Origin of the sequence: Streptomyces sp. NK15101 (assembly GCF_020400725.1) — a bacterium.
In the GTDB taxonomy this organism is placed as follows: domain Bacteria; phylum Actinomycetota; class Actinomycetes; order Streptomycetales; family Streptomycetaceae; genus Streptomyces.
Genome location: NZ_JAINVG010000015.1, coordinates 37,570 through 57,340, shown reverse-complemented (window position 1 = coordinate 57,340; position 19,771 = coordinate 37,570). Strand labels below are relative to the sequence as shown.

Below are 19,771 nucleotides of genomic sequence, written 5' to 3'. Positions count from 1 at the left end.
GGGGACCGACACTCAGAGCGGGCGCGCTCGTTGCCCGGACATGGCTCAGGACACTTCAGGACGGCTGGCGGACCGGGTGTGCGTGATCACGGGCGCGGCGAGCGGAATCGGGCGGGCGACGGCGGAGCGCTTCCTCCGCGAGGGTGCGCACGTGGTCGCCGCCGACGTCGACGAGGAGCGGCTGGCGACCCTCGCCGGCGTGATCCCGGTGGTCGGCGACGTCTCCCGGGAGGAGGACGCCCGACGGATGATCGGCACGGCGGTGGAGCGCTTCGGACGGCTGGACGTCCTGGTGGCGAACGCGGGCGTGATCCCGCTGCTCTCCGTCACCGAGGCGGAGGCCTCGGACTTCGACCGGGTGATGGCCGTCGACGGCAGGGGCATGTTCCTGACCTGCAAGTACGCGATCGAGGCCATGATCGTCTCGGGCGGCGGGGCCATCGTGTGCACCTCGTCGATCTCGGGCGTGGCCGGCCAGGCGAGGCAGGCGGTGTACGGCCCGGCGAAGTTCGTCGCGACCGGCCTGACCAAGCACCTGGCGGTGGAGTGGGCGGAGCGCGGGATCCGGGTGAACGCGGTGGCCCCGGGCACGATCGAGACCGAACGCGTCGCCGCCGCGCGCGTGGAGCCGGGCGGGCCCGAGTACCTCGCGGAGATCGTCCGGGCCCACCCGATGGGCCGCTTCGGCACGCCGGAGGAGGTGGCGGCCGCGATCCTCTTCCTGGCGTCGGACGAAGCGTCGTTCGTGACGGGCGTGGTCCTCCCGGTGGACGGCGGCTACCTGGCCCACTGACAACGCCCCCACGGGGCCCGCGCCCGGCGGGGCGGTGCCCCCGCCACCCGCCCGTGTGGGCAGTCGTCCCGCTGGGGCGGGACGGGTGGGCACACGGGACGGCTCCCATAGCGGCGCCTCCGCGTTCCGCGCCTGGACCCGCACCCCGAGCGCCGGTGCACCGGTGGTGGCCGTTCAGGCGCGGGAGCCTGGGCCCGGCAAGGGGCGCCGTTCCGTTGTGCCCACCCTCCCCCAAGCTCTCGGCTTCGCTCGAGCAGGGGGACCCCCTTGCCCCGGCGGAACGACCGCCCACAACGGGGCGGGCGGGGGCACCGTCCGCGGTGGAGCGGACGGTCGGCTAGGGGCGTCGGGGGGCGCGCCGGCGGAGCGTCACCGCGACCGTCACCGCGAGGACCACCCCCGCCCCCGCCACCGCGACCGCCGACGACGGCAGGGACGCGGGCGCGGGCGCGTCGTAACCCCCCGCCGCGCCCTTCCGCGCGTACGGCGACCCCGGCAGCTTGTCGCCGTACGCCCGTACGACCCGCTCCCGGTAGCCCGCGAGGCTCGTCCCGTTCCGGCCCACGGCCCGTACCGCGTCCTCGTCGAGCGGCAGCACCTTCTCGCCCTTCAGGACGTACCACGCGTCGATCTGCGGCTCGCGGAAGACGAAGCCGCGGCCCAGTTCCGCGTAGCGGACCTCGTCGTCGCCGGTGGCGATGTTCACGACCTGCCAGCCGCCGTCCGGCTGCCGTGCCGTCCACAGCGAGGCCTTCTGTCCGTCCGGGGCCACGGCCCTGCTGGCGCGGAACTCGACGCGGGCGACCGGTGCCCCGGGCTTCCCGGCGACGAAGTCCGGGGAGAGGAACCGCACGGGGACGGAGGCGCCCTCGACGCGCGGCGCGGCCGCCGTGCGGGCGAGGGCTCCGTCGCGGGCGAAGAACCGGGACAGGGCGTCCAGGGTCCCCGGCGCGGAGGCGGCCTGCTCGGGGGTCGGCGCGGACGGCAGGCCCTCGGCGGCCGCCGGGAGCGCCCCGAGGCCGACGAGGGCCGCGGCGGCGAGGAGGCCGGCGGCCGTGGCTCGTGCGTTCATCGTCGTCACGCCCCGATCCGGTAGAGCGAGTGGGTCCAGGAGAACGAGCCGTTGTTCACGTACCAGGCGTGCGAGGCCCAGTTGTAGCGGTCGCTGGAGGGCCAGGGGTCGCCCCAGTAGACCCAGCTGTCCGCGTCGTCGTAGCCGTAGACCACGTGCATGTGGCCGCCGCCGCTCGACCACTGGATCCGGGTCTCGACGGGCCGTCCGGCGTTGATCTCGGTCTGGAGGGTGGAGTAGCGCAGCCAGCCGTCGACGTACGAACCGGGGCTGATGCCGGCCCAGCTCAGGCCGGTCTGGACGTTGCCGAGGGTGGCCTGCCAGTTGGGGCAGTCGTAGCCCTGCCGGCGGTCGAAGGCGGCGTTGCAGAACTGGTTCTGGCTGTAGTTCCGGCCGTACCAGGTGGCGATCGTGTTGCCGCTCGCCGCCCAGCACCAGTTGGTCTTCTGCTGGGCCTGCATGGTGATGTTCAGCCGCTTGGACGCGAGGGCCGGGGCGTCCTCGCCGGCGGGGGCGGCGGAGGCCGGGGTGGTGGGGACGAGGAAGAGGGCGGCTGCGGCGAGTGCCGCGAGGTTCAGCTTTCTTCTGCGCATCGCGTTCCTCCCAGGAGCTGGGGATGAGGGGGGTGGAGGAGCGCGTCCGGACGCTGGTCAGGAGCATCTGCCGTTGTCCGGGCCGGGTCAACACGCTTCAATGCGGGATGACATCGGACCGTGAACGGTGTGACCCGGGTGTGAACGGAAACCCCCGGCCCACCTGCCCGCCCGCCCCTCGCGCCGCGTCGGTCCGTGCCCCCGTCGTGAACGTTCACCGAGGAGTCCTCGTGAGCCACACCGAGGCGGATCTGGTGCAGCTGCTGCACACCGGTCCCTTCCACCTGGCGCTGCGCACCGCGCTGGCCGTGCGCGGGCTGCCGCTCCAGCGGGTCCAGCACCATCTCGCGCACCGGGGCGTCAAGGTCGGGGTGACGAGCCTGAGCTACTGGCAGCAGGGCGCCCGCCGCCCGCAGCGGCCGGAGTCCCTGAAGGCCGTCCGGGCCCTGGAGGAGGTCCTCCGGCTGCCGGGGAACTCGCTGCTGCGGCTCCTGGCGGAGGACACGGCCGCCCGCTCCGGAGTGGAGCGCCCGGCGGCCCGCTCGTACCGCTCGCTGGTGGAGGCCTCGGGCTCGGTCGAGGAGCTGCTGGCGGACCTGGAGTCCCCGGCGGACGGCGGGCTGCACACGGTGGGGCACCACGAGCGGGTGCGGATCGGGGCGGGGCGGGAGCTGGTGGGGCGCGAGTCGCAGCACGTGGTGCGGGCGCACCGGGACGGCGTGGACCGCTACCTCGCCATCCACCACGGCGACGCCGGCTGCGACCCGTCCCGGGTGGCCGTGCGGGCGGTGGAGAACTGCCGGACGGGGCGGGTGCGGTGGCACGCCGGCACGGGCGTGGTGGTCGCGGAGCTGCTCTTCGACGCGCGGCTGCGGGCCGGGGACACGTATCTGTTCTCGTACGGCTTCGAGGACGGCACGGCGGGTCCGAGCGGGGAGTACGTGCGCGGGTTCAGCTTCGCGGGCGGGCAGTACGTGCTCCAGGTCCGCTTCGACGAGGCGGCGCTTCCGGTGCGGTGCCGGAGGTTCGCGCAGGCATCGGCGGGGGCGCCGCGCGGCGGCCGTGCGGAGCTGACCCTGAGCGGCCGGCACCGCACGGTGCACCTCGTGGAGCAGGGGGTGCGCCCGGGGATCCTGGGGATCGACTGGGACTGGGCCTGAGGCCGCGGGTTCCGGACCGCTCAGGCCTCGGGTTCCGGACCGCTCAGGCCTCGGGGCCGGCCACCAGCCTGCCGTTCTCGACGCGGATCGGGACCTCGGGGAGCGGGACGGTGGCGGGGCCGCGGAGCGCCTTGCCGGTCGTGACGTCGAAGCGGCTGCCGTGGCAGGGGCAGTTGCCCTCGTTCTCCTCGACCTTGTCGAGGACGCAGCCGGCGTGGGTGCACTGGGCGCTGAAGGCCTTGTACTGGCCCTTGGCCGGGCAGCTCACCACGAGCCGCTGCTCGCGGTAGAGCTTGGAGCCGCCGACGGGCACCTCGTCCGGGGCTCCGAGCGGGACCGGTGCGGTCGGGGTCGGGGTCTGGGCGTGGCCGAGCTTGGACTCCGTGGAGCAGGCGGCGACTCCCAGCCCGGCGGCTCCGGCGAGGGCCGCGCCTTTCAGTACGGTGCGGCGGCTGGACTGGCCGGACATGAGCGCTCCACGGTGAGATCGGGGACAAGACACCCCAGGGGTGACCGAACCGACGATACCGGCGGCCCTCCGGAGCCCGACGCCGGGGCCTGACGTGGGAGGCGGGGCCCCTGTTCGGGGCCCCGCCTCCCTGTCACGCCTGGCCGGCCCTCACGCCTTGCGGGTCCGGGCCGTCGCCTTCTTGGCGGCCGCCTTCTTCGCGGGAACCGCGCCCTGGGCGGCGACCTTCTTGGCGGGGGCCTTCTTCGCGGCGGTCTTCTTCGCCCCGCGGGCCGCCGGGATCTTCCCGCCGGCGTCGCTGATCCGGTCGGCGCCGAGGATCTCGCGGAGGAACTTGCCGGTGTGGCTCTCGGGGACCGAGGCGACCTCCTCCGGCGTGCCCTCGGCGATCACCAGACCACCGCCGCTGCCGCCCTCGGGTCCCATGTCGACGACCCAGTCCGCGGTCTTGATGACATCGAGGTTGTGCTCGATGACGATCACCGAGTTGCCCTTGTCGACCAGACCGGACAGGACCTTGATCAGCTTCGAGATGTCCTCGAAGTGGAGGCCCGTGGTCGGCTCGTCGAGGACGTAGACCGTGCGGCCCGTCGAGCGCTTCTGGAGCTCGGAGGCGAGCTTGACGCGCTGCGCCTCGCCGCCGGAGAGCGTCGGCGCGGACTGGCCGAGCCGGACGTACCCGAGGCCGACCTCGTTGAGCGTGCGCAGGTGGCGCGCGATGGTCGGGACGGCCTCGAAGAAGTCGAGGGCCTCCTCGATCGGCATGTTCAGGACTTCGGCGATGGACTTGCCCTTGTAGTGGACCTCCAGGGTCTCCCGGTTGTACCGGTCGCCGTGGCAGACCTCGCACGGGACGTAGACGTCCGGGAGGAAGTTCATCTCGATCTTGATCGTGCCGTCGCCGGAGCAGTTCTCGCAGCGGCCGCCCTTGACGTTGAAGGAGAAGCGGCCGGGCAGGTAGCCCCGGACCTTGGCCTCCATCGTCTCGGCGAAGAGCTTGCGGACGTGGTCGAAGACGCCGGTGTACGTCGCCGGGTTCGACCGCGGGGTGCGGCCGATCGGGGACTGGTCGACGTGCACGACCTTGTCGACGAGGTCGTCGCCCTCCACGCGCGTGTGCCGTCCGGGCACCGACTTGGCGCCGTTCAGCTCGCGCGCCAGGTGGGTGTAGAGGATGTCGTTGACCAGGGTCGACTTGCCGGAGCCGGAGACGCCGGTGACGGCGGTGAGGACGCCCAGCGGGAAGGAGACGTCGATGTCCCGCAGGTTGTTCTCGCGGGCGCCGTGCACGGTGAGCCGGCGCTCGGGGTCCACCGGGCGGCGGACGTCCGGGGTGGCGATCGCCCTGCGGCCGGACAGGTACTGCCCGGTCATCGACTCCTCGTTGGCGAGGAGCTCCTTCAGGGAGCCGGAGTGGACGACCTTGCCGCCGTGCTCGCCGGCGCCGGGGCCGATGTCGACGACCCAGTCGGCGACCTTGATGGTGTCCTCGTCGTGCTCGACGACGATGAGCGTGTTGCCCATGTCACGGAGCCGGACCAGGGTCTCGATGAGCCGGTGGTTGTCGCGCTGGTGGAGGCCGATGGACGGCTCGTCGAGCACGTAGAGCACGCCGACCAGGCCGGAGCCGATCTGGGTGGCGAGCCGGATGCGCTGGGCCTCGCCGCCGGAGAGCGTGCCCGCCGCCCGGTTGAGGGAGAGGTAGTCGAGGCCGACGTCGACGAGGAAGCGCAGCCGCTCGTTGACCTCCTTGAGCACCCGCTCGGCGATCTTCTTGTCGCGGGCGTTGAGCGTGAGCCGGGAGAGGAACTCGGCGCAGTCGCTGATGGACATCGCGGAGACCTCGGCGATGGACCGGTCCATGACCGTGACCGCGAGGACGATCGGCTTGAGGCGGCTGCCCTCGCAGGTCGGGCAGGGCACCTCGCGCATGTAGCCCTCGAAGCGCTCCCGGCTGGAGTCGCTCTCGGCCTCGCCGTGGCGCCGCTTCACGAAGGAGACGGCGCCCTCGAAGGCGGGGGTGGTCCAGGCGCGCTCGCGCCCGTACCGGTTGCGGTAGCGGACCTCGATCTGGGTCTTGTGGCCGTACATGAGGGCCTTCTTGGCCCGCTGCGGGAGCCCGGCGTACGGGATGTCGGTGCGGAAGCCGAGGGCCTGCGAGAGCCCGTCGATCATCCGGCCGAAGTACTCCTTGGTGTGGCCGTGCGACCAGGGGTGGATGGCCCCCTCGTCGAGGGACTTCTCCTCGTCGGGCACGACCAGCTCGGGGTCGACCTCCATGCGGGTGCCGATGCCGGTGCAGTCGGGGCAGGCGCCGAAGGGCGAGTTGAAGGAGAAGGAGCGCGGCTCCAGCTCCTCGAAGGAGAGGTCGTCGTACGGGCAGTAGAGGTGCTCCGAGTACATCTTCTCGCGCTCGGGGTCGTCCTCGGGGAGGTCGACGAAGTCGAGCACGACCATGCCGCCGGAGAGTCCGAGCGCGGTCTCGACGGAGTCGGTGAGCCGGCGCTTGGCGCTGTCCTTCACGGTGAGGCGGTCGACGACCACCTCGATCGTGTGCTTCTCCTGCTTCTTCAGCGTCGGCGGCTCGGTGAGCTGGATCGTCTTCCCGTCGACGCGGGCGCGGCTGTAGCCCTTGGTCTGGAGGTCGGCGAAGAGGTCGACGAACTCGCCCTTGCGCTCGCGCACGAGCGGGGAGAGCACCTGGAAGCGGCTGCCCTCGGGGAGCTCCAGGACCTTGTCGACGATGGCCTGCGGCGACTGGCGGGAGATGGGCCTGCGGCACTCGGGACAGTGCGGCTTGCCGATGCGGGCGAAGAGCAGACGGAGGTAGTCGTAGACCTCCGTGATGGTGCCGACCGTCGAGCGCGGGTTGCGCGAGGTCGACTTCTGGTCGATGGAGACGGCGGGCGAGAGGCCCTCGATGAAGTCGACGTCCGGCTTGTCCATCTGGCCGAGGAACTGCCGGGCGTACGAGGAGAGCGACTCGACGTACCGGCGCTGCCCCTCGGCGAAGATCGTGTCGAACGCGAGGGAGGACTTGCCCGACCCCGAGAGCCCGGTGAAGACGATGAGGGAGTCACGCGGGAGGTCGAGCGAGACGTTCTTGAGGTTGTGCTCGCGAGCGCCACGGACGATGAGACGGTCGGTCACGCCGGTCCGCACCTTTCTTGAGAGAGCGGATGTGCCTGACACACCCAACAACCAAGGATGCCGGATGCTTCCGTCGAGCCTATAGCACGCACATTCGATTTCCGGTCCCGCGGAGACCGCTTCACCCGAACGAGTGGCGGCGCACGAGCCGCCCCGTCGGTCGGGCGGGACCGGATCTGGCCCGACCCGCACGACACCCCCTAGGGTGCGGGCCATGATCGACCACGAGCGCGACCTCGCTTCCGTACGAGAAGCGACCGAGCGGCTGCTGAACGACGCCGCCTCCTGGGACAACGCGGCCGTCGCCGAGCCGTCACGGCTTCCCGGCTGGACCCGCGGCCACGTCCTTGCCCACGTCTCCCGCAACGCCGACGCCCTGGTGAACGTCCTCCGGGGCCGGCCGATGTACGCCAGCGCCGAGACCCGCGACGCCGACATCGAGCGCGACGCGGACCGCCCCCTCGACGCCCAGCTCGCCGACCTGCGCGCGACCGGCGAGCGCTTCCAGGAGGTCGGCGCGGAGCCCGCCGACTGGAGCCGCACGGTCGAGCTCCGCAACGGGGTCACCGACAGCGCCTCCCGGATCCCCTTCCGCCGCTGGGTGGAGGTGGCCCTGCACCACGTCGACCTGGGCGTCGGCTACGAGCTGGAGGACCTGCCGGAGGAGTTCGTCCTGCGGGAGATCGACTTCCTGACGGAACGGTTCACCGGCAACGCCTCCGTCCCGCCGACCCGGGTCCTGGCCACGGACCGCGCGGGCGCGTGGACCACCGGCTCCGCGGAGGGCACCGAGGTGACCGTGAGCGGCCCCTCCCCCGAGCTCCTCGGCTGGCTCGCCGGCCGCCGCGACGGCTCCGCCCTGAAGACCGAGGGCGGCCCCCTGCCGGAGCTCCCCCCGCTGTGACCGCCGTTGTCGGCCGCCGGAGCTAGTCTGAGGCCATGACGTACAGCGGAGTGGTGAAGGTCGGCGGCGCGGCGGACGTGCACGAGCTGACCGACCTGATGATCTCGAAGGTCGCCGTCGGCCCGATGGACAACAACGCGTATCTGCTGCGCTGCCGGGCGACCGGTGAACAGCTGCTGATCGACGCGGCCAACGAGCCCTCGACGCTGCTCACGCTGATCGGTGACGACGGCATCTCCGCCGTCGTCACCACCCACCGGCACGGCGACCACTGGCAGGCCCTGGAAGAGGTCGTCGCCGCGACCGGCGCCCGGACCTACGCGGGCGCGTACGACGTGGAGGGCATCCCGGTCCCCACCGACGTGCCCGTCGAGGACGGCGACACGATCCGGGTGGGCCGGGTCGAGCTGACCGCGCGCCGCCTCGTGGGGCACACGCCGGGCTCGATCGCCCTGGTCTACGACGATCCGCACGGCCACCCCCACGTCTTCACCGGCGACTGCCTCTTCCCGGGCGGGGTGGGCAACACCTGGAAGGACCCGGAGGCCTTCGCGAGCCTGATCCACGACGTGGAGACCAAGCTCTTCGCGGTCCTCCCGGACGAGTCCTGGATCTACCCCGGCCACGGCCGGGACACCACGCTCGGTGACGAGCGCCCGCACCTCGCGGAGTGGCGCGAGCGCGGCTGGTGACCCCGGCGCGCTCCTCCCGAGCTGCGCACCTCCGTACGCCCCCGTAACCGGGACGGCGGCGGGGTAGTTGGCGCGACATGCGCCACAGTCACCCTCCGTCGCCTTTCCGGCCGCCCTCGATGGGCCGGCTCGCCGCCGCCTCGCTCGTCGGCACCGCCATCGAGTTCTTCGACTTCTTCGTCTACGGGACCGCCGCCGCCCTCGTCCTCGGGCCGCTCTTCTTCCCCACCTTCTCGCCCCTCGCGGGGACCCTGGCCGCCTTCGGCACCTTCGCCGCCGGTTTCCTCGCCCGTCCCCTCGGCTCGGTCCTCTTCGGACACGTCGGCGACAGGTACGGGCGCCGGCCGGTCCTCTTCGTCTCCCTGCTCCTGACGGGCTGCGCCACCGTCGCGGTCGGCTGCGTCCCCACGTACGCGACGCTCGGCATCGCCGCCCCGGCGCTGCTGCTCACCCTCCGCTTCCTGCAGGGGCTCGGCCTGGGCGGCGAGTGGGGCGGGGCGGTCCTGCTCACCGCCGAGCACGCCCCCGCGCACCGGCGCGCGCTGTGGTCGAGCTTCCCGCAGGTCGGCCCGGCGATCGGCTTCCTCCTGGCGAACGGGGTGATGCTGGCGCTCACCGCCGGGCTGAGCGACGCGGAGTTCCGCGCCTGGGGCTGGCGGGTGCCGTTCTGGGCGGCGGGGCTGCTCGCGGTCGGCGGTCTGCTGCTGCGCTCCTCGCTCGCGGAGACCCCGCAGTTCGAGGAGCTGTCCGCGTCCGGGCGGCGCGCGGGCGCCCCGCTCGCGGAGGTCGTCCGCGACCACTGGCGGCTCGTGCTGCTGACGGCCGGGGCGCTCGCGGTCGGGTACGCCGTCTTCTACACGGTCTCCACCTGGGCGCTGGCCTACGGCACCGAGCGGCTCGGGGTGAGCAGCACGGTGATGCTGACCTGTGTCATGGCGGCGGTGGCGGTCATGGGCGCGGTGACCCCGCTGGTGGCCCTGCTCGGCGACCGCTGGGGCCGCCGTCCGCTCTGTCTGGCGGGGTGCGCGGCCTCCGCGCTGTGGATGTTCCCGATGGTGGCGCTGCTGCACACGGCGCGGCCGCTGCTGATGTTCCTCGGGTTCCTCGGCTCGCTGCTGGCCTTCATCACCATGTTCGCGGTGATCGCCGCGTACCTCCCGGAGCTGTACGAGCCCCGCGTCCGCTGTACGGGGGCGGCCGTCGGCTACAACCTGGCCGGCGTCCTGGGCGGCGCGCTGACGCCCGTCGTCGCCACCACCCTCTCCGACGGCGGCTCCGGACCGCCCTGGGGCGTCGCGGCCTACCTCACGCTGGTCGCCCTCGTGAGCCTCGGCTGTTTCGCGCTGCTCCCGGAGACCCTCCCGGGCCGCGCCGGGCGCCCGGCGCCCGAGCCGGCCGCGGCCTGAGCCGTCCCGGCGGCAGGAGACGGCGACGGCCGACCGGGATGGTCCCGGTCGGCCGTCGCCGTGTGCGGGAGGGGCGTCAGGCCTCGACGCTGTCCTTCGGAGTGTCCTCGACGGCGGCCGGGGCCTCGGCCCCGGCGCTCCGGGCCTGCTTCCTGGAGGCGATCAGGCTGGTGACGGTCGTGATGACCAGGACGCCGCCGATGACGCCGAGCGAGAGCGGGATGGAGATCTCGGGGACGTGCACCCCGGACTCGTGCAGGGCGTGCAGCACGAGCTTGACGCCGATGAAGCCGAGGATCACCGACAGGCCGTAGCTCAGGTGGACCAGCTTCTTGAGCAGGCCGCCGATGAGGAAGTACAGCTGCCGCAGACCCATGAGGGCGAAGGCGTTGGCCGTGAAGACGATGTACGGGTCCTGGGTCAGGCCGAAGATCGCCGGGATGGAGTCGAGGGCGAAGAGGATGTCGGTGGTGCCGATGGCGAGCATGACGACCATCAGCGGGGTCAGCACCCGCTTGCCGTTGGTGCGGATGAAGAGCTTGGTGCCGTGGTAGCGGTCGGCGACGCCGAACTTCTTCTCGACGGTCTTGAGGAGGCGGTTCTCCTCCCAGTCGTCCTCCTCCTCGTCGGCACGCGCCTCCTGGATGAGCTTCCAGGCGGTGTAGATCAGGAACGCGCCGAAGAGGTAGAAGACCCAGGAGAAGCTCGCGATGATCGCGGCGCCGGCGGCGATGAAGATCGCGCGGAGCACCAGGGCTATCAGCACGCCCACGAGCAGCACCCGCTGCTGGAGGTGCGTGGGGACCGAGAACTTCGCCATGATCAGGACGAAGACGAAGAGGTTGTCGACGCTGAGCGACTTCTCGGTGATGTAGCCCGCGAAGAACTCGCCGGAGGCCTGGCTGTTGCCGAAGACCAGCAGGCCGAGCCCGAAGAGCGCGGCCAGCACGATCCAGACGATCGTCCAGGTCCCGGCTTCCTTGACCGACACGTCATGGGGCTTGCGCCCGATGAAGAAGTCGGCACCGATCAGGGCGACCAGACCGAGAATGGTCAGCACCCACAGGGTCATTGAAACGTCCACTGCGCCTCCGGCGTCGTACGGCTACTGATCAGCGTCGTCGCTGCCGGAGGTCTCTTCCACCCGGTGGCGGACGGGCCGCCGGGCCGACGCCCCGGGATCGGATCGATGATGATCCGTCCGTACTGACGGGTACGCCGCGTACAGGGAGTACTCCCCTCCGCACCAAGAAGATTACCCGAAAGACCAAGAGAAGGTAAAGGGGAGGGTAAAGGCCCACCAAAACGCCAGCTCAGAACTGCTTTCCATGACGAGCGGCCGCCACTTGCCCGAGGACCTGGCGGAGGATCGCACTGCCCGGCGGAAGGAGCGGCGGCTCGTACGACCAGGCGTGCCCGACCCACGGGTCGGCCAGGTGGTCGTCGGGCACGGGGGTGAGGCGCAGCAGCGAGCGCCACAGCGGATCGAGCAGCGGCCCGTACGCGGCCGCGTCCTCCCGGGCCGCGACCATCAGGAGATGGACGCCCACCGAGGGGCCCTCGTCGGCGAGGTACCGCAGCCGCGTGACCGCCCGGTCGTCGAAGCCGTGCGGGAAGTCGTGCACGATCAGCAGCTGCCGGGCCGTGTCCAGACCGGGCGGCAGCGCGTCGGCCGCCCCGCCCCGCAGCGCCATCTGGAGCAGGTCGACCCGCTCCGTGAGCTGCTCCAGGACCGCCGAGACCCCGGCCGCGCCCCGGGCCGGCGGGGCGGCCGCCCCCGTCTCCACGAGGGGCGCGAGGGCCGCGGCGCCCGCGCCCGCCGGGTCGATCAGATGGACGGTGAACCCGCCGGTCGGATGCGCCGCGAGGAGCCGCGCCGCGTGCGCCACCGCGCAGTCCAGGGCGAGCCGTCGCAGCTCGGCCTCGTCGAGGAGCCCGGCCGCCTCGGAGTGGCCGCGCCCGGAGTCCACCCACAGGCCGCGCTCCAGCGGCAGCCGGACGAGCATGGGGATCCGCAGGTCGGGGCTCTCGGGGAGGTGGAGGTCGCCGAGGCGGACGGCCATCGGCTCCTCGGCCGGGACGCGGTAGGCGTGCCAGACGGGGTTGTCCCAGCGCGCGTAGGCGGCGGGCAGCGCCGGCTCGACGACCTCGGACTCGGCGGCGAGCTGGGCGAGGTCCCGGTCCAGGACCTCACGGGCGCGCGCCACGAGCCCGTCGTGCCGGGCACGGGCGGCGGCCCGCGCGGCGTCGTTCGCGCCTCCGGCCCGGGCGCGGTAGTCGGTGAGCGTCTCGTCGAGCTCCCGGTCGAGCCGGGACTCCGCGAAGTCGCAGGCACTGCGGTAGGCGGCGGCGGTACGGGCCAGGTCCTCGAACATGCCCCACACCTGGTTGTAGAGCCGCTCGTCCATGGACCAGCCCGAGGCGTCCCCGGCGACCGGCGCTGGCGGGGCCTGCCGGGGCTCGGGAGCGGGGGCGGGCCCGGCGGCCGGGGCCGTCCGGCGCCGGGGGTGGGAGTAGTCGATGGGGCCGCCGGCCCCGGTGCCCGTCACCGGGGCGGAGGACGGCCCCGTCGGGTCCGGAGCGGTCGCCGGGGTCACCGGTGCCGGGTCCGGAGCGGTCGCCGGAGTCACCGGTGCCGGGTCCGGAGTGGTGGGCGGCGCCGTGTGGCGTACCCGCTCCGGCCCGGGGACGCGCGACGGAGCGGCGGACGAGGGGGCGCCGGAGGAGACGGGGGCGGAGTCCGGGGACACCGCGGCCAGGATCGTGGCGGCGAACTCCGCGGGGCGCTCCAGGCCCTGGTCGCCGAGCAGGGCGGCGAGCCCGCCCTCGTACCCCTGGCCCATGGCGCGGACCTTCCAGGCGCCCTGGCGGCGGTACAGCTCCAGGGCGACGACGGCGGACTCCGTGCCGAGACCGGTGATGGTGTAGCTGGCGATCTCGGTGCCGTCGGGGCCGGTGACGGCGACGAACGGGGCCGCGAGGGCCCCGAAGCGGACGGCTCCGCCGGTCAGCGCGAGGAGGACCGAGACGCGGTGGACGGCGCCGGGGACGGCGTCCAGATCGACGGCGAGACGATGGTCGGCGGCGGCCCCTCCGGGCACGTCGACGCCGGGCAGGGAGGGCGCGCCGGGGTGGGCGATCCACTCCGCGCCCGCGACCCGGCCCTGCTCGTCGCCGAGCGTGGCTCCGGCGAGGACGGGATGACCGGCCGACACCCGGATCTCCAGTCGGGTCTCGGGCAGGGGGTGGTTCTGCCCCCGGACCAGCTCGGCCGTCATCATCTCTGTCCCCTCGGTGTTTCCAGGTGCGGATCATGCGGACAGCTCCCGGTGGCCTCGCGCCTCCGGGAGCTGTGGGTGTGCCGGGCCGGGCCCTCTACAGGTGCGGCAGGATCGCGGGCATCAGGTCCTGGAAGGTGCGGCCGTTGGCCGGGTTGCCCAAGGCCGTCATCTGCCAGCCGGAGCCGACCCGGTGCACCTTCGCCATGATCTGCGCGGTGTAGTTGCCGCCGCCGTCGAGGGTGTAGCGCGCGAGCTCCTGCCCGTTCGTCTCGTCGACGATCCGGCAGAAGGCGTTCTGCACCTCCTGGAACGTCTGGCCGGTGAAGGAGTTCACCGTGAAGACGATCTGGTCGATGTGGACCGGCACCCGCTCCAGGTCCACGAGGATCGCCTCGTCGTCGCCGCCCTGGCCGGCGCCGCCCACGAGGTTGTCGCCCGTGTGCTTGACCGAGCCGTCGTCGCTGACCAGGTGGCGGAAGAAGACCACGTCCACCGGCTGCTTCTCGGCGAAGAGGACGGCCGAGGCGTCCAGGTCGATCTCCCGGGTGCGCGAGCCGAAGAGGCCGCGGCGCGGCGCCGCCTGCCAGCCGAGCCCCATCCGCACCTGGCTGAGGCTGCCCCCGCCCCTCTTCTCCAGGCTGATGGCCTGACCCTTGGTCATGTTGACCGACACGCGCTTGCCCCTCTCGTTGGCGTTTCCCCGCGCCCGCTGTCCGGTGCGTGCGGTTGTCGAGCACCCTACGCAGCGGCACCGACACCGCGGAGGCGCGGTCCGGTTTTGTGTCGGTCTTGCAACACACCGGACCGCCGCCGACCCTCGCCGGTCAGGCGAGTCCCGCCTCCTTCATCTGGCGCAACTCCTTCTTCAGCTCCCCCACTTCGTCGCGGAGCCGGGCCGCCACCTCGAACTGCAGCTCGGCCGCCGCGGCACGCATCCGGTCGGTCATCTCCTCGATGAGAGCGGCCAGTTCGGTGGCGGGCCGGTCGCCGAGCTCGACGGTGGCGCCGGCCTTGCCGCCCTTGCCCCTGCCCTTGGCCGTGGGGCCGTGCGCGGCGAGCGAGGGCACGGGGGCCTTCGCGCCCTTGCCCTCCTTCGCCTGCCGGTAGCCGGTGCCGAGCAGTTCCTCGGTGTCGATCTCCTCGCGCGCGATGGTCGCGACGATGTCGTTGATCTTCTTGCGGAGCGGCTGCGGGTCGATGCCGTGCTCCGTGTTGTACGCGATCTGCTTCTCGCGGCGCCGGTTGGTCTCGTCGATGGCCTGTTCCATCGCCGGGGTGATCCGGTCCGCGTACATGTGGACCTGGCCCGACACGTTCCGCGCGGCGCGGCCGATCGTCTGGATGAGGGAGGTCCCGGAGCGCAGGAAACCCTGCTTGTCGGCGTCGAGGATGGCGACCAGGGACACCTCGGGCAGGTCGAGGCCCTCCCGGAGGAGGTTGATGCCGACGAGTACGTCGTACTCGCCGGCGCGCAGCTCGCGCAGCAGCTCGATGCGGCGCAGGGTGTCGACGTCGCTGTGGAGGTAGCGCACCTGGATGCCGAGCTCCAGGAAGTAGTCGGTGAGGTCCTCGGCCATCTTCTTGGTGAGGGTGGTGACGAGGACCCGCTCGTCGCGCTCGGCGCGCAGCCGGATCTCGTGGACCAGGTCGTCGATCTGGCCCTCGGTGGGCTTGACGACGACCTCGGGGTCGACGAGTCCGGTGGGACGGATGATCTGCTCGACGAAGCCGTCGCCGCGCGAGAGTTCGTACGTGCCGGGGGTCGCGGAGAGGTAGACGGTCTGGCCGATCCGCTCCTGGAACTCCTCCCACTTCAGCGGGCGGTTGTCGAGGGCGGAGGGGAGCCGGAAGCCGTGGTCGACCAGGGTCCGCTTGCGGGAGGCGTCGCCCTCGTACATCGCGCCGATCTGCGGCACGGTGACGTGCGACTCGTCGATGACGAGGAGGAAGTCCTCCGGGAAGTAGTCGAGGAGGGTGTTGGGCGCGGAGCCGGGCTCGCGGCCGTCGAAGTGCATCGAGTAGTTCTCGATGCCGGAGCAGGAGCCGATCTGCCGCATCATCTCGATGTCGTACGTGGTGCGCATCCGCAGGCGCTGGGACTCCAGGTGCTTGCCCTGCTTGTCCAGCTCGGCGAGGCGGCCCTCCAGCTCGCGCTCGATGTCGTTGATCGCCCGCTCCATGCGCTCGGGGCCGGCGACGTAGTGGCTGGCGGGGAAGACGTACAGCTGGCGGTCCTCGCTGATGACCTCGCCGGTGAGCGGGTGGAGGGTGGAGAGGGCCTCGATCTCGTCGCCGAACATCTCGATGCGGACGGCGAGCTCCTCGTACACCGGGAAGATCTCGATGGTGTCGCCGCGCACCCGGAAGGTGCCGCGGGTGAACGCCAGGTCGTTGCGGGTGTACTGGATGTCGACGAAGCGGCGCAGCAGCTGGTCGCGGTCGATCTCCTCGCCGACCTTGAGCGGGACCATCCGGTCCACGTACTCCTGGGGCGTGCCGAGGCCGTAGATGCAGGAGACCGAGGCGACCACGACGACGTCCCGGCGGGTGAGCAGGGAGTTCGTCGCGGAGTGGCGGAGCCGCTCCACCTCCTCGTTGATCGAGGAGTCCTTCTCGATGTAGGTGTCCGACTGCGGGACGTACGCCTCGGGCTGGTAGTAGTCGTAGTACGAGACGAAGTACTCGACGGCGTTGTTCGGCAGGAGCTCGCGGAACTCGTTCGCCAGCTGGGCGGCCAGCGTCTTGTTCGGCGCCATCACCAGGGTGGGGCGCTGGAGCTTCTCGATCATCCAGGCGGTGGTCGCCGACTTGCCGGTGCCGGTGGCGCCGAGGAGCACGACGTCCTTCTCGCCCGCGCGGATGCGCCGCTCGAGGTCGGCGATGGCGGTCGGCTGGTCGCCGCTGGGCTGGTACTCGCTGACGACCTCGAAGGGCGCCACCGAACGTTCGATCTTGGAAACGGGCCGCATGCAACCACCGTACGACCCGGCACCGACAGTCGGGCGGTGATCGGCTCACCGCCCGGGTGCCGGGCGTCCCGTCACCAGTCCTGGGAACGGTGTCCGCCGCGCGGGACGGCCCTCCGGGCGGCCCGGCCGGCGGCGCGGCCGGCGGGGCGGCCGGCGGGGCGGGCGCTCCAGTTGGCGGGCTCGCCGTAGGACGGGACGTGGCGCGGCGCGGGCACGCCGGGGCGGTGCGGGGTCCGGGCGGCGGGCCGCTGCCAGTCCGGGTCCCCCATCACGAGCAGCGGGTCGAACATGACGACGACGGCGGCCAGGATCAGGAAGACCGCCGGGCCGATCAGCATGGGCAGGAGGAGCGAGGTGGCGGTGTCGCCGGTTCCGGCGCGGGCCCCGGTGCCGTGCAGGTGGACGCTGACGGCGGCCATGGCGGTGTAGTGCATACCACTCACGGCGACGCCCATCACCAGGCTCGCGCCGAGACTGGCCAGAAATCCATGCACGGAGACGGCCGCCCAGAGGGCCGCGGTGGCGGCCACGACGGCGATGACCACGGAGAGGGCGACGGTGACCGTGTCGTACTCGATCCTGCCCTGGAAGCGCATACCGGCCATGCCGAGGTAGTGCATGGTGGCGACGCCGAGGCCGGTGATGGTGCCGCCGGTGACCAGGGTGAGGGCGGTCGCCCCGCGGTAGCCGACGATGAAGATGCCGATGCCGACCATGAGGACGGCGACGCCCAGGCTGGCGAAGGTGATGGGACGGTCGTAGTCGATGGGCGCCTGCGCGACGGAGAAGCCCATCATGGCGATGAAGTGCATCGTCCAGATGCCGGTGCCGATCGAGGTGGCGCCGAGGGCGAGCCAGCCCGCCTTGAAGGTGTCGTGGTGCCGGAGCGATCTGGTGGTGCACCTCAGGCCGAGGGCGCCGCCGAGGCAGGCCATGAGAAAGGCGGCCACCGGCGTGACGAGCCCGTAGCTGAATCCGTCGACCGTGCCCTGCATGAGCGTGTGCCCTCCACCCCTGGTGCAACGTCGTCCGAAAACAGTCGGTACCGCTGGGTAGTACTACCGGGGCGAGATTATGGCGCGCCCGGGACCCGGCGACCATGTGACCGGGGAATTTCCACGCGCGAGACCGGAGCGAGACCGGTCCGTGATCTCGGTGGCGGCTCCGGACCGCGTGGTCGGCGGCGGTTCCGGACCGGCTTGTCCCCGACGGGCGGGGACCGTGCCGCCGGGGAGGCGCCGGGTCGCGTTGCCGGTGAACGACTCCGGACCACGGGGTCGGTGACGGCTCCGGGCCGCGTTGTCGGTGGCGGGTCGTACGGTGGGCGGCATGGACATCGACACGGGGGCGGCGGCGGGGCCGGGCGGCCGGGAGCGGGACGCCACGGTGGAGTGGACGGTCGTGGAGAGCGCCGTCGGGCCGCTCCTCCTCGCCGCGACCGGGCGGGGGCTCGTGCGGGTCGAGTTCCACGCCGACGCGGCGCGGCGGGAGCGGATGCTCGACCGGCTGGCGGGGCAGCTCGGCGCGGAGCCGGTGGAGTGCGCCTCGGGACGGCTCGCGGAGGCGGTACGCCGACTGGACCGGTACTTCGCGGGCGAGCCGGACCGTCTCGACCTGCCGTTGGACTGGAGCCTGACGACCGGCTTCAACCGGCAGGTGCTGCGCGAGCTGGCGACGGGCGTGCCGTACGGCACGGTCGTCGGGTACGGGGAGCTGGCACGGCGCGTGGGGCAGCCGGGCGCGGCGCAGGCGGTCGGAGCGGCGATGGGCGCCAATCCTCTGCCGGTCGTGGTGCCCTGCCACCGGGTGGTGGAGAGCGACGGCGGTCTGGGCGGGTTCGGCGGCGGTCTGGAGACGAAGCGGCGGCTGCTGGCCCTGGAGGGGGTACTGCCGGCACCGCTCTTCTGAGCACGGCCGGCCCTGGAGGAAGGAGGGGGCGTTCCCATCAGATGGGACGGCTGGCACACTCACGTAAGTGACCCACACCCCCAGTGCCCCTGACTCCACCGTGCCCGACGGCATATCCGCCCCCGTCGCCCCCGCCGAGCTGCCGGCGCTCCGTCGGCGGATTCAGGCCGCGCTGATCGCCACCCAGATCCTGGGAGGCCTCGGCATCGCCATCGGTTTCGCCCTGGCCGCCGTCCTGGCGAGGGACGTCAGCGGCACCGAGGCGCTCTCCGGTCTCGCGTCGACGGCGTCGGTGGCCGGTTCCGCGCTGCTCGCCATGCCGCTGGCCACGCTGATGGCCTCGCGGGGGCGCCGGACTGGACTCGTCCTCGCCTACCTGCTGGCGGCGCTGGGCGCCGGTGTGGTGGTGCTCGGGGCGGTCCTCGGGAACTTCCCCGTGCTGCTCCTCGGCCTCGTCGGCTTCGGCGCCGGGTCCTCGGCGAACCTGGCGGCCCGCTTCGCCGCCGCCGACCTCGCCGAACCGGACCGCAGGGCCCGGGCCATCTCCACGGTGGTGTGGGCGACCACGATCGGCGCGGTGCTCGGCCCGAACGTCGCCGCGCCCGCCGGGAAGAGCGTCTCGGACCTGGGCGTCCCGGCCGCCGCCGGCCCGTTCGTCTGGGCCGCCGGCGTCTTCGTGCTCGCGGCGGCCGTGGTGGCCGTGCTGCTGCGCCCGGACCCGCTGCTCACCGCCCGCGCGCTGTCGGCCGCGGAGCCGGGCGAGGCGGGGAAGGGCCGCTCCCTGCGGGCCGGGACGGAAGCGGTGCGGAAGTCCCCGCGGGCACGGCTCGCCCTGGTCACCATCGCCGGCTCGCACACCGCCATGGTGTCGATCATGTCGATGACCCCGGTGGCGCTCACCCATCACGGCGCGGGCATCCAGCTGATCGGGCTCGTGATCAGCGGGCACATCACCGGGATGTACGCCTTCTCGCCGCTGATGGGCTGGCTGTCCGACCGCCTCGGCCGGCTCTCGGTGATCGGGCTCGCGGTCGGTCTCATCGGGACGGCGGCGCTCATAGCGGGCACCGCGGGGCCGTCCCACGGCCGGACCGCCCTGGGGCTCTTCGTCCTCGGTCTCGGCTGGTCGGCGGGGCTGGTGTCCGGTTCGGCGCTGCTCACCGACTCGGTGCCGCAGGCCGCTCGGGCCGCCGTCCAGGGGCTCTCCGACTTCGTGATGAACACGGCCGCCGGGGTCGGCGGCCTCGCGGCGGGCCTGATCGTCTCGCAGGCGGGCTACGGGCCGCTGAACGCGATCGCCGCGTGCCTGCTGCTGCCGATGGCGGCGCTCGCGCTGCGCGGCGCCCTCCGGAAGGCCTGAGCCGACCGCTCCCG

16 protein-coding genes are annotated in these 19,771 nt (G+C 72.7%); 7 read left to right on the top strand and 9 right to left on the bottom strand.

The annotated features are described in order from the left end of the window. The first annotated feature begins 40 nt into the window (after positions 1–40). Positions 41–793 carry an SDR family NAD(P)-dependent oxidoreductase gene (locus K7G60_RS11370; protein ID WP_225800716.1) on the top strand — a complete coding sequence of 251 codons (753 nt, stop codon included), beginning with the start codon at positions 41–43 and terminating at the stop codon, positions 791–793. A gap of 337 nt (positions 794–1,130) precedes the next feature. On the opposite strand, the gene K7G60_RS11365 is transcribed toward K7G60_RS11370, so the two are convergent. Continuing rightward, positions 1,131–1,865: a hypothetical protein gene (locus tag K7G60_RS11365; protein WP_263985785.1), complete on the bottom strand. Its 735-nt coding sequence runs from the start codon at positions 1,863–1,865 to the stop codon at positions 1,131–1,133. Positions 1,866–1,870: 5 nt separating this feature from the next. Beyond that, a complete protein-coding gene (locus K7G60_RS11360) occupies positions 1,871–2,458 on the bottom strand; it encodes a papain-like cysteine protease family protein (protein ID WP_225800714.1) in 588 nt (195 codons plus the stop codon). Positions 2,459–2,688: 230 nt separating this feature from the next. Between K7G60_RS11360 and K7G60_RS11355 the strand changes: the two genes are divergently transcribed. Then, a complete protein-coding gene (locus K7G60_RS11355) occupies positions 2,689–3,618 on the top strand; it encodes a hypothetical protein (RefSeq protein ID WP_225800713.1) in 930 nt (309 codons plus the stop codon). Positions 3,619–3,661: 43 nt separating this feature from the next. Here K7G60_RS11355 and K7G60_RS11350 read toward each other — a convergent pair whose 3' ends face one another. Then, positions 3,662–4,087, bottom strand: coding sequence for a Rieske (2Fe-2S) protein (locus K7G60_RS11350; RefSeq protein WP_225800712.1), 426 nt, complete (start codon positions 4,085–4,087; stop codon positions 3,662–3,664). Positions 4,088–4,237: 150 nt separating this feature from the next. Next, positions 4,238–7,237, bottom strand: a complete 3,000-nt coding sequence (gene uvrA, locus K7G60_RS11345; protein ID WP_225800711.1) for an excinuclease ABC subunit UvrA — start codon at positions 7,235–7,237, stop codon at positions 4,238–4,240. A gap of 214 nt (positions 7,238–7,451) precedes the next feature. Here uvrA and K7G60_RS11340 point away from each other — a divergent pair, with 214 nt between their 5' ends. The 3 genes from K7G60_RS11340 to K7G60_RS11330 all read left to right on the top strand — a co-directional run bounded on the left by K7G60_RS11340 (position 7,452) and on the right by K7G60_RS11330 (position 10,239). Further along, the gene (locus tag K7G60_RS11340; RefSeq protein WP_225800710.1) at positions 7,452–8,141 is read left to right on the top strand and encodes a maleylpyruvate isomerase family mycothiol-dependent enzyme; all 690 of its coding nucleotides are present in this window, start codon (positions 7,452–7,454) and stop codon (positions 8,139–8,141) included. A 35-nt stretch (positions 8,142–8,176) separates the two neighbouring features. Beyond that, positions 8,177–8,833 (top strand): MBL fold metallo-hydrolase, encoded by a 657-nt coding sequence (locus K7G60_RS11335; RefSeq protein WP_225800709.1) that lies wholly within the window; start codon positions 8,177–8,179, stop codon positions 8,831–8,833. A 119-nt stretch (positions 8,834–8,952) separates the two neighbouring features. Next, entirely contained in the window at positions 8,953–10,239 is a 1,287-nt protein-coding gene (locus tag K7G60_RS11330) for an MFS transporter (protein WP_225800763.1), read from the top strand. 76 nt (positions 10,240–10,315) lie between these two features. Here K7G60_RS11330 and K7G60_RS11325 read toward each other — a convergent pair whose 3' ends face one another. The 5 genes from K7G60_RS11325 to K7G60_RS11305 all read right to left on the bottom strand — a co-directional run bounded on the left by K7G60_RS11325 (position 10,316) and on the right by K7G60_RS11305 (position 17,484). After that, positions 10,316–11,323 (bottom strand): TerC/Alx family metal homeostasis membrane protein, encoded by a 1,008-nt coding sequence (locus tag K7G60_RS11325; protein ID WP_225800708.1) that lies wholly within the window; start codon positions 11,321–11,323, stop codon positions 10,316–10,318. Between the two features lie 229 nt (positions 11,324–11,552). Next, on the bottom strand, positions 11,553–13,517 hold the full coding sequence (locus tag K7G60_RS11320; RefSeq protein WP_225800762.1) for a TerD family protein: 1,965 nt from the start codon (positions 13,515–13,517) through the stop codon (positions 11,553–11,555). A 97-nt stretch (positions 13,518–13,614) separates the two neighbouring features. Further along, entirely contained in the window at positions 13,615–14,193 is a 579-nt protein-coding gene (locus tag K7G60_RS11315) for a TerD family protein (protein ID WP_041128672.1), read from the bottom strand. Positions 14,194–14,344: 151 nt separating this feature from the next. Next, entirely contained in the window at positions 14,345–16,489 is a 2,145-nt protein-coding gene (uvrB, locus tag K7G60_RS11310) for an excinuclease ABC subunit UvrB (protein ID WP_225800707.1), read from the bottom strand. A 71-nt stretch (positions 16,490–16,560) separates the two neighbouring features. Then, complete coding sequence (locus K7G60_RS11305) at positions 16,561–17,484, bottom strand: MHYT domain-containing protein (protein WP_225800706.1); 924 nt, start codon at positions 17,482–17,484, stop codon at positions 16,561–16,563. Positions 17,485–17,818: 334 nt separating this feature from the next. Between K7G60_RS11305 and K7G60_RS11300 the strand changes: the two genes are divergently transcribed. Next, positions 17,819–18,397, top strand: coding sequence for a methylated-DNA--[protein]-cysteine S-methyltransferase (locus K7G60_RS11300; protein ID WP_225800705.1), 579 nt, complete (start codon positions 17,819–17,821; stop codon positions 18,395–18,397). Positions 18,398–18,464: 67 nt separating this feature from the next. Then, positions 18,465–19,757 carry an MFS transporter gene (locus K7G60_RS11295; RefSeq protein ID WP_225800704.1) on the top strand — a complete coding sequence of 431 codons (1,293 nt, stop codon included), beginning with the start codon at positions 18,465–18,467 and terminating at the stop codon, positions 19,755–19,757. Positions 19,758–19,771 lie beyond the last annotated feature (14 nt).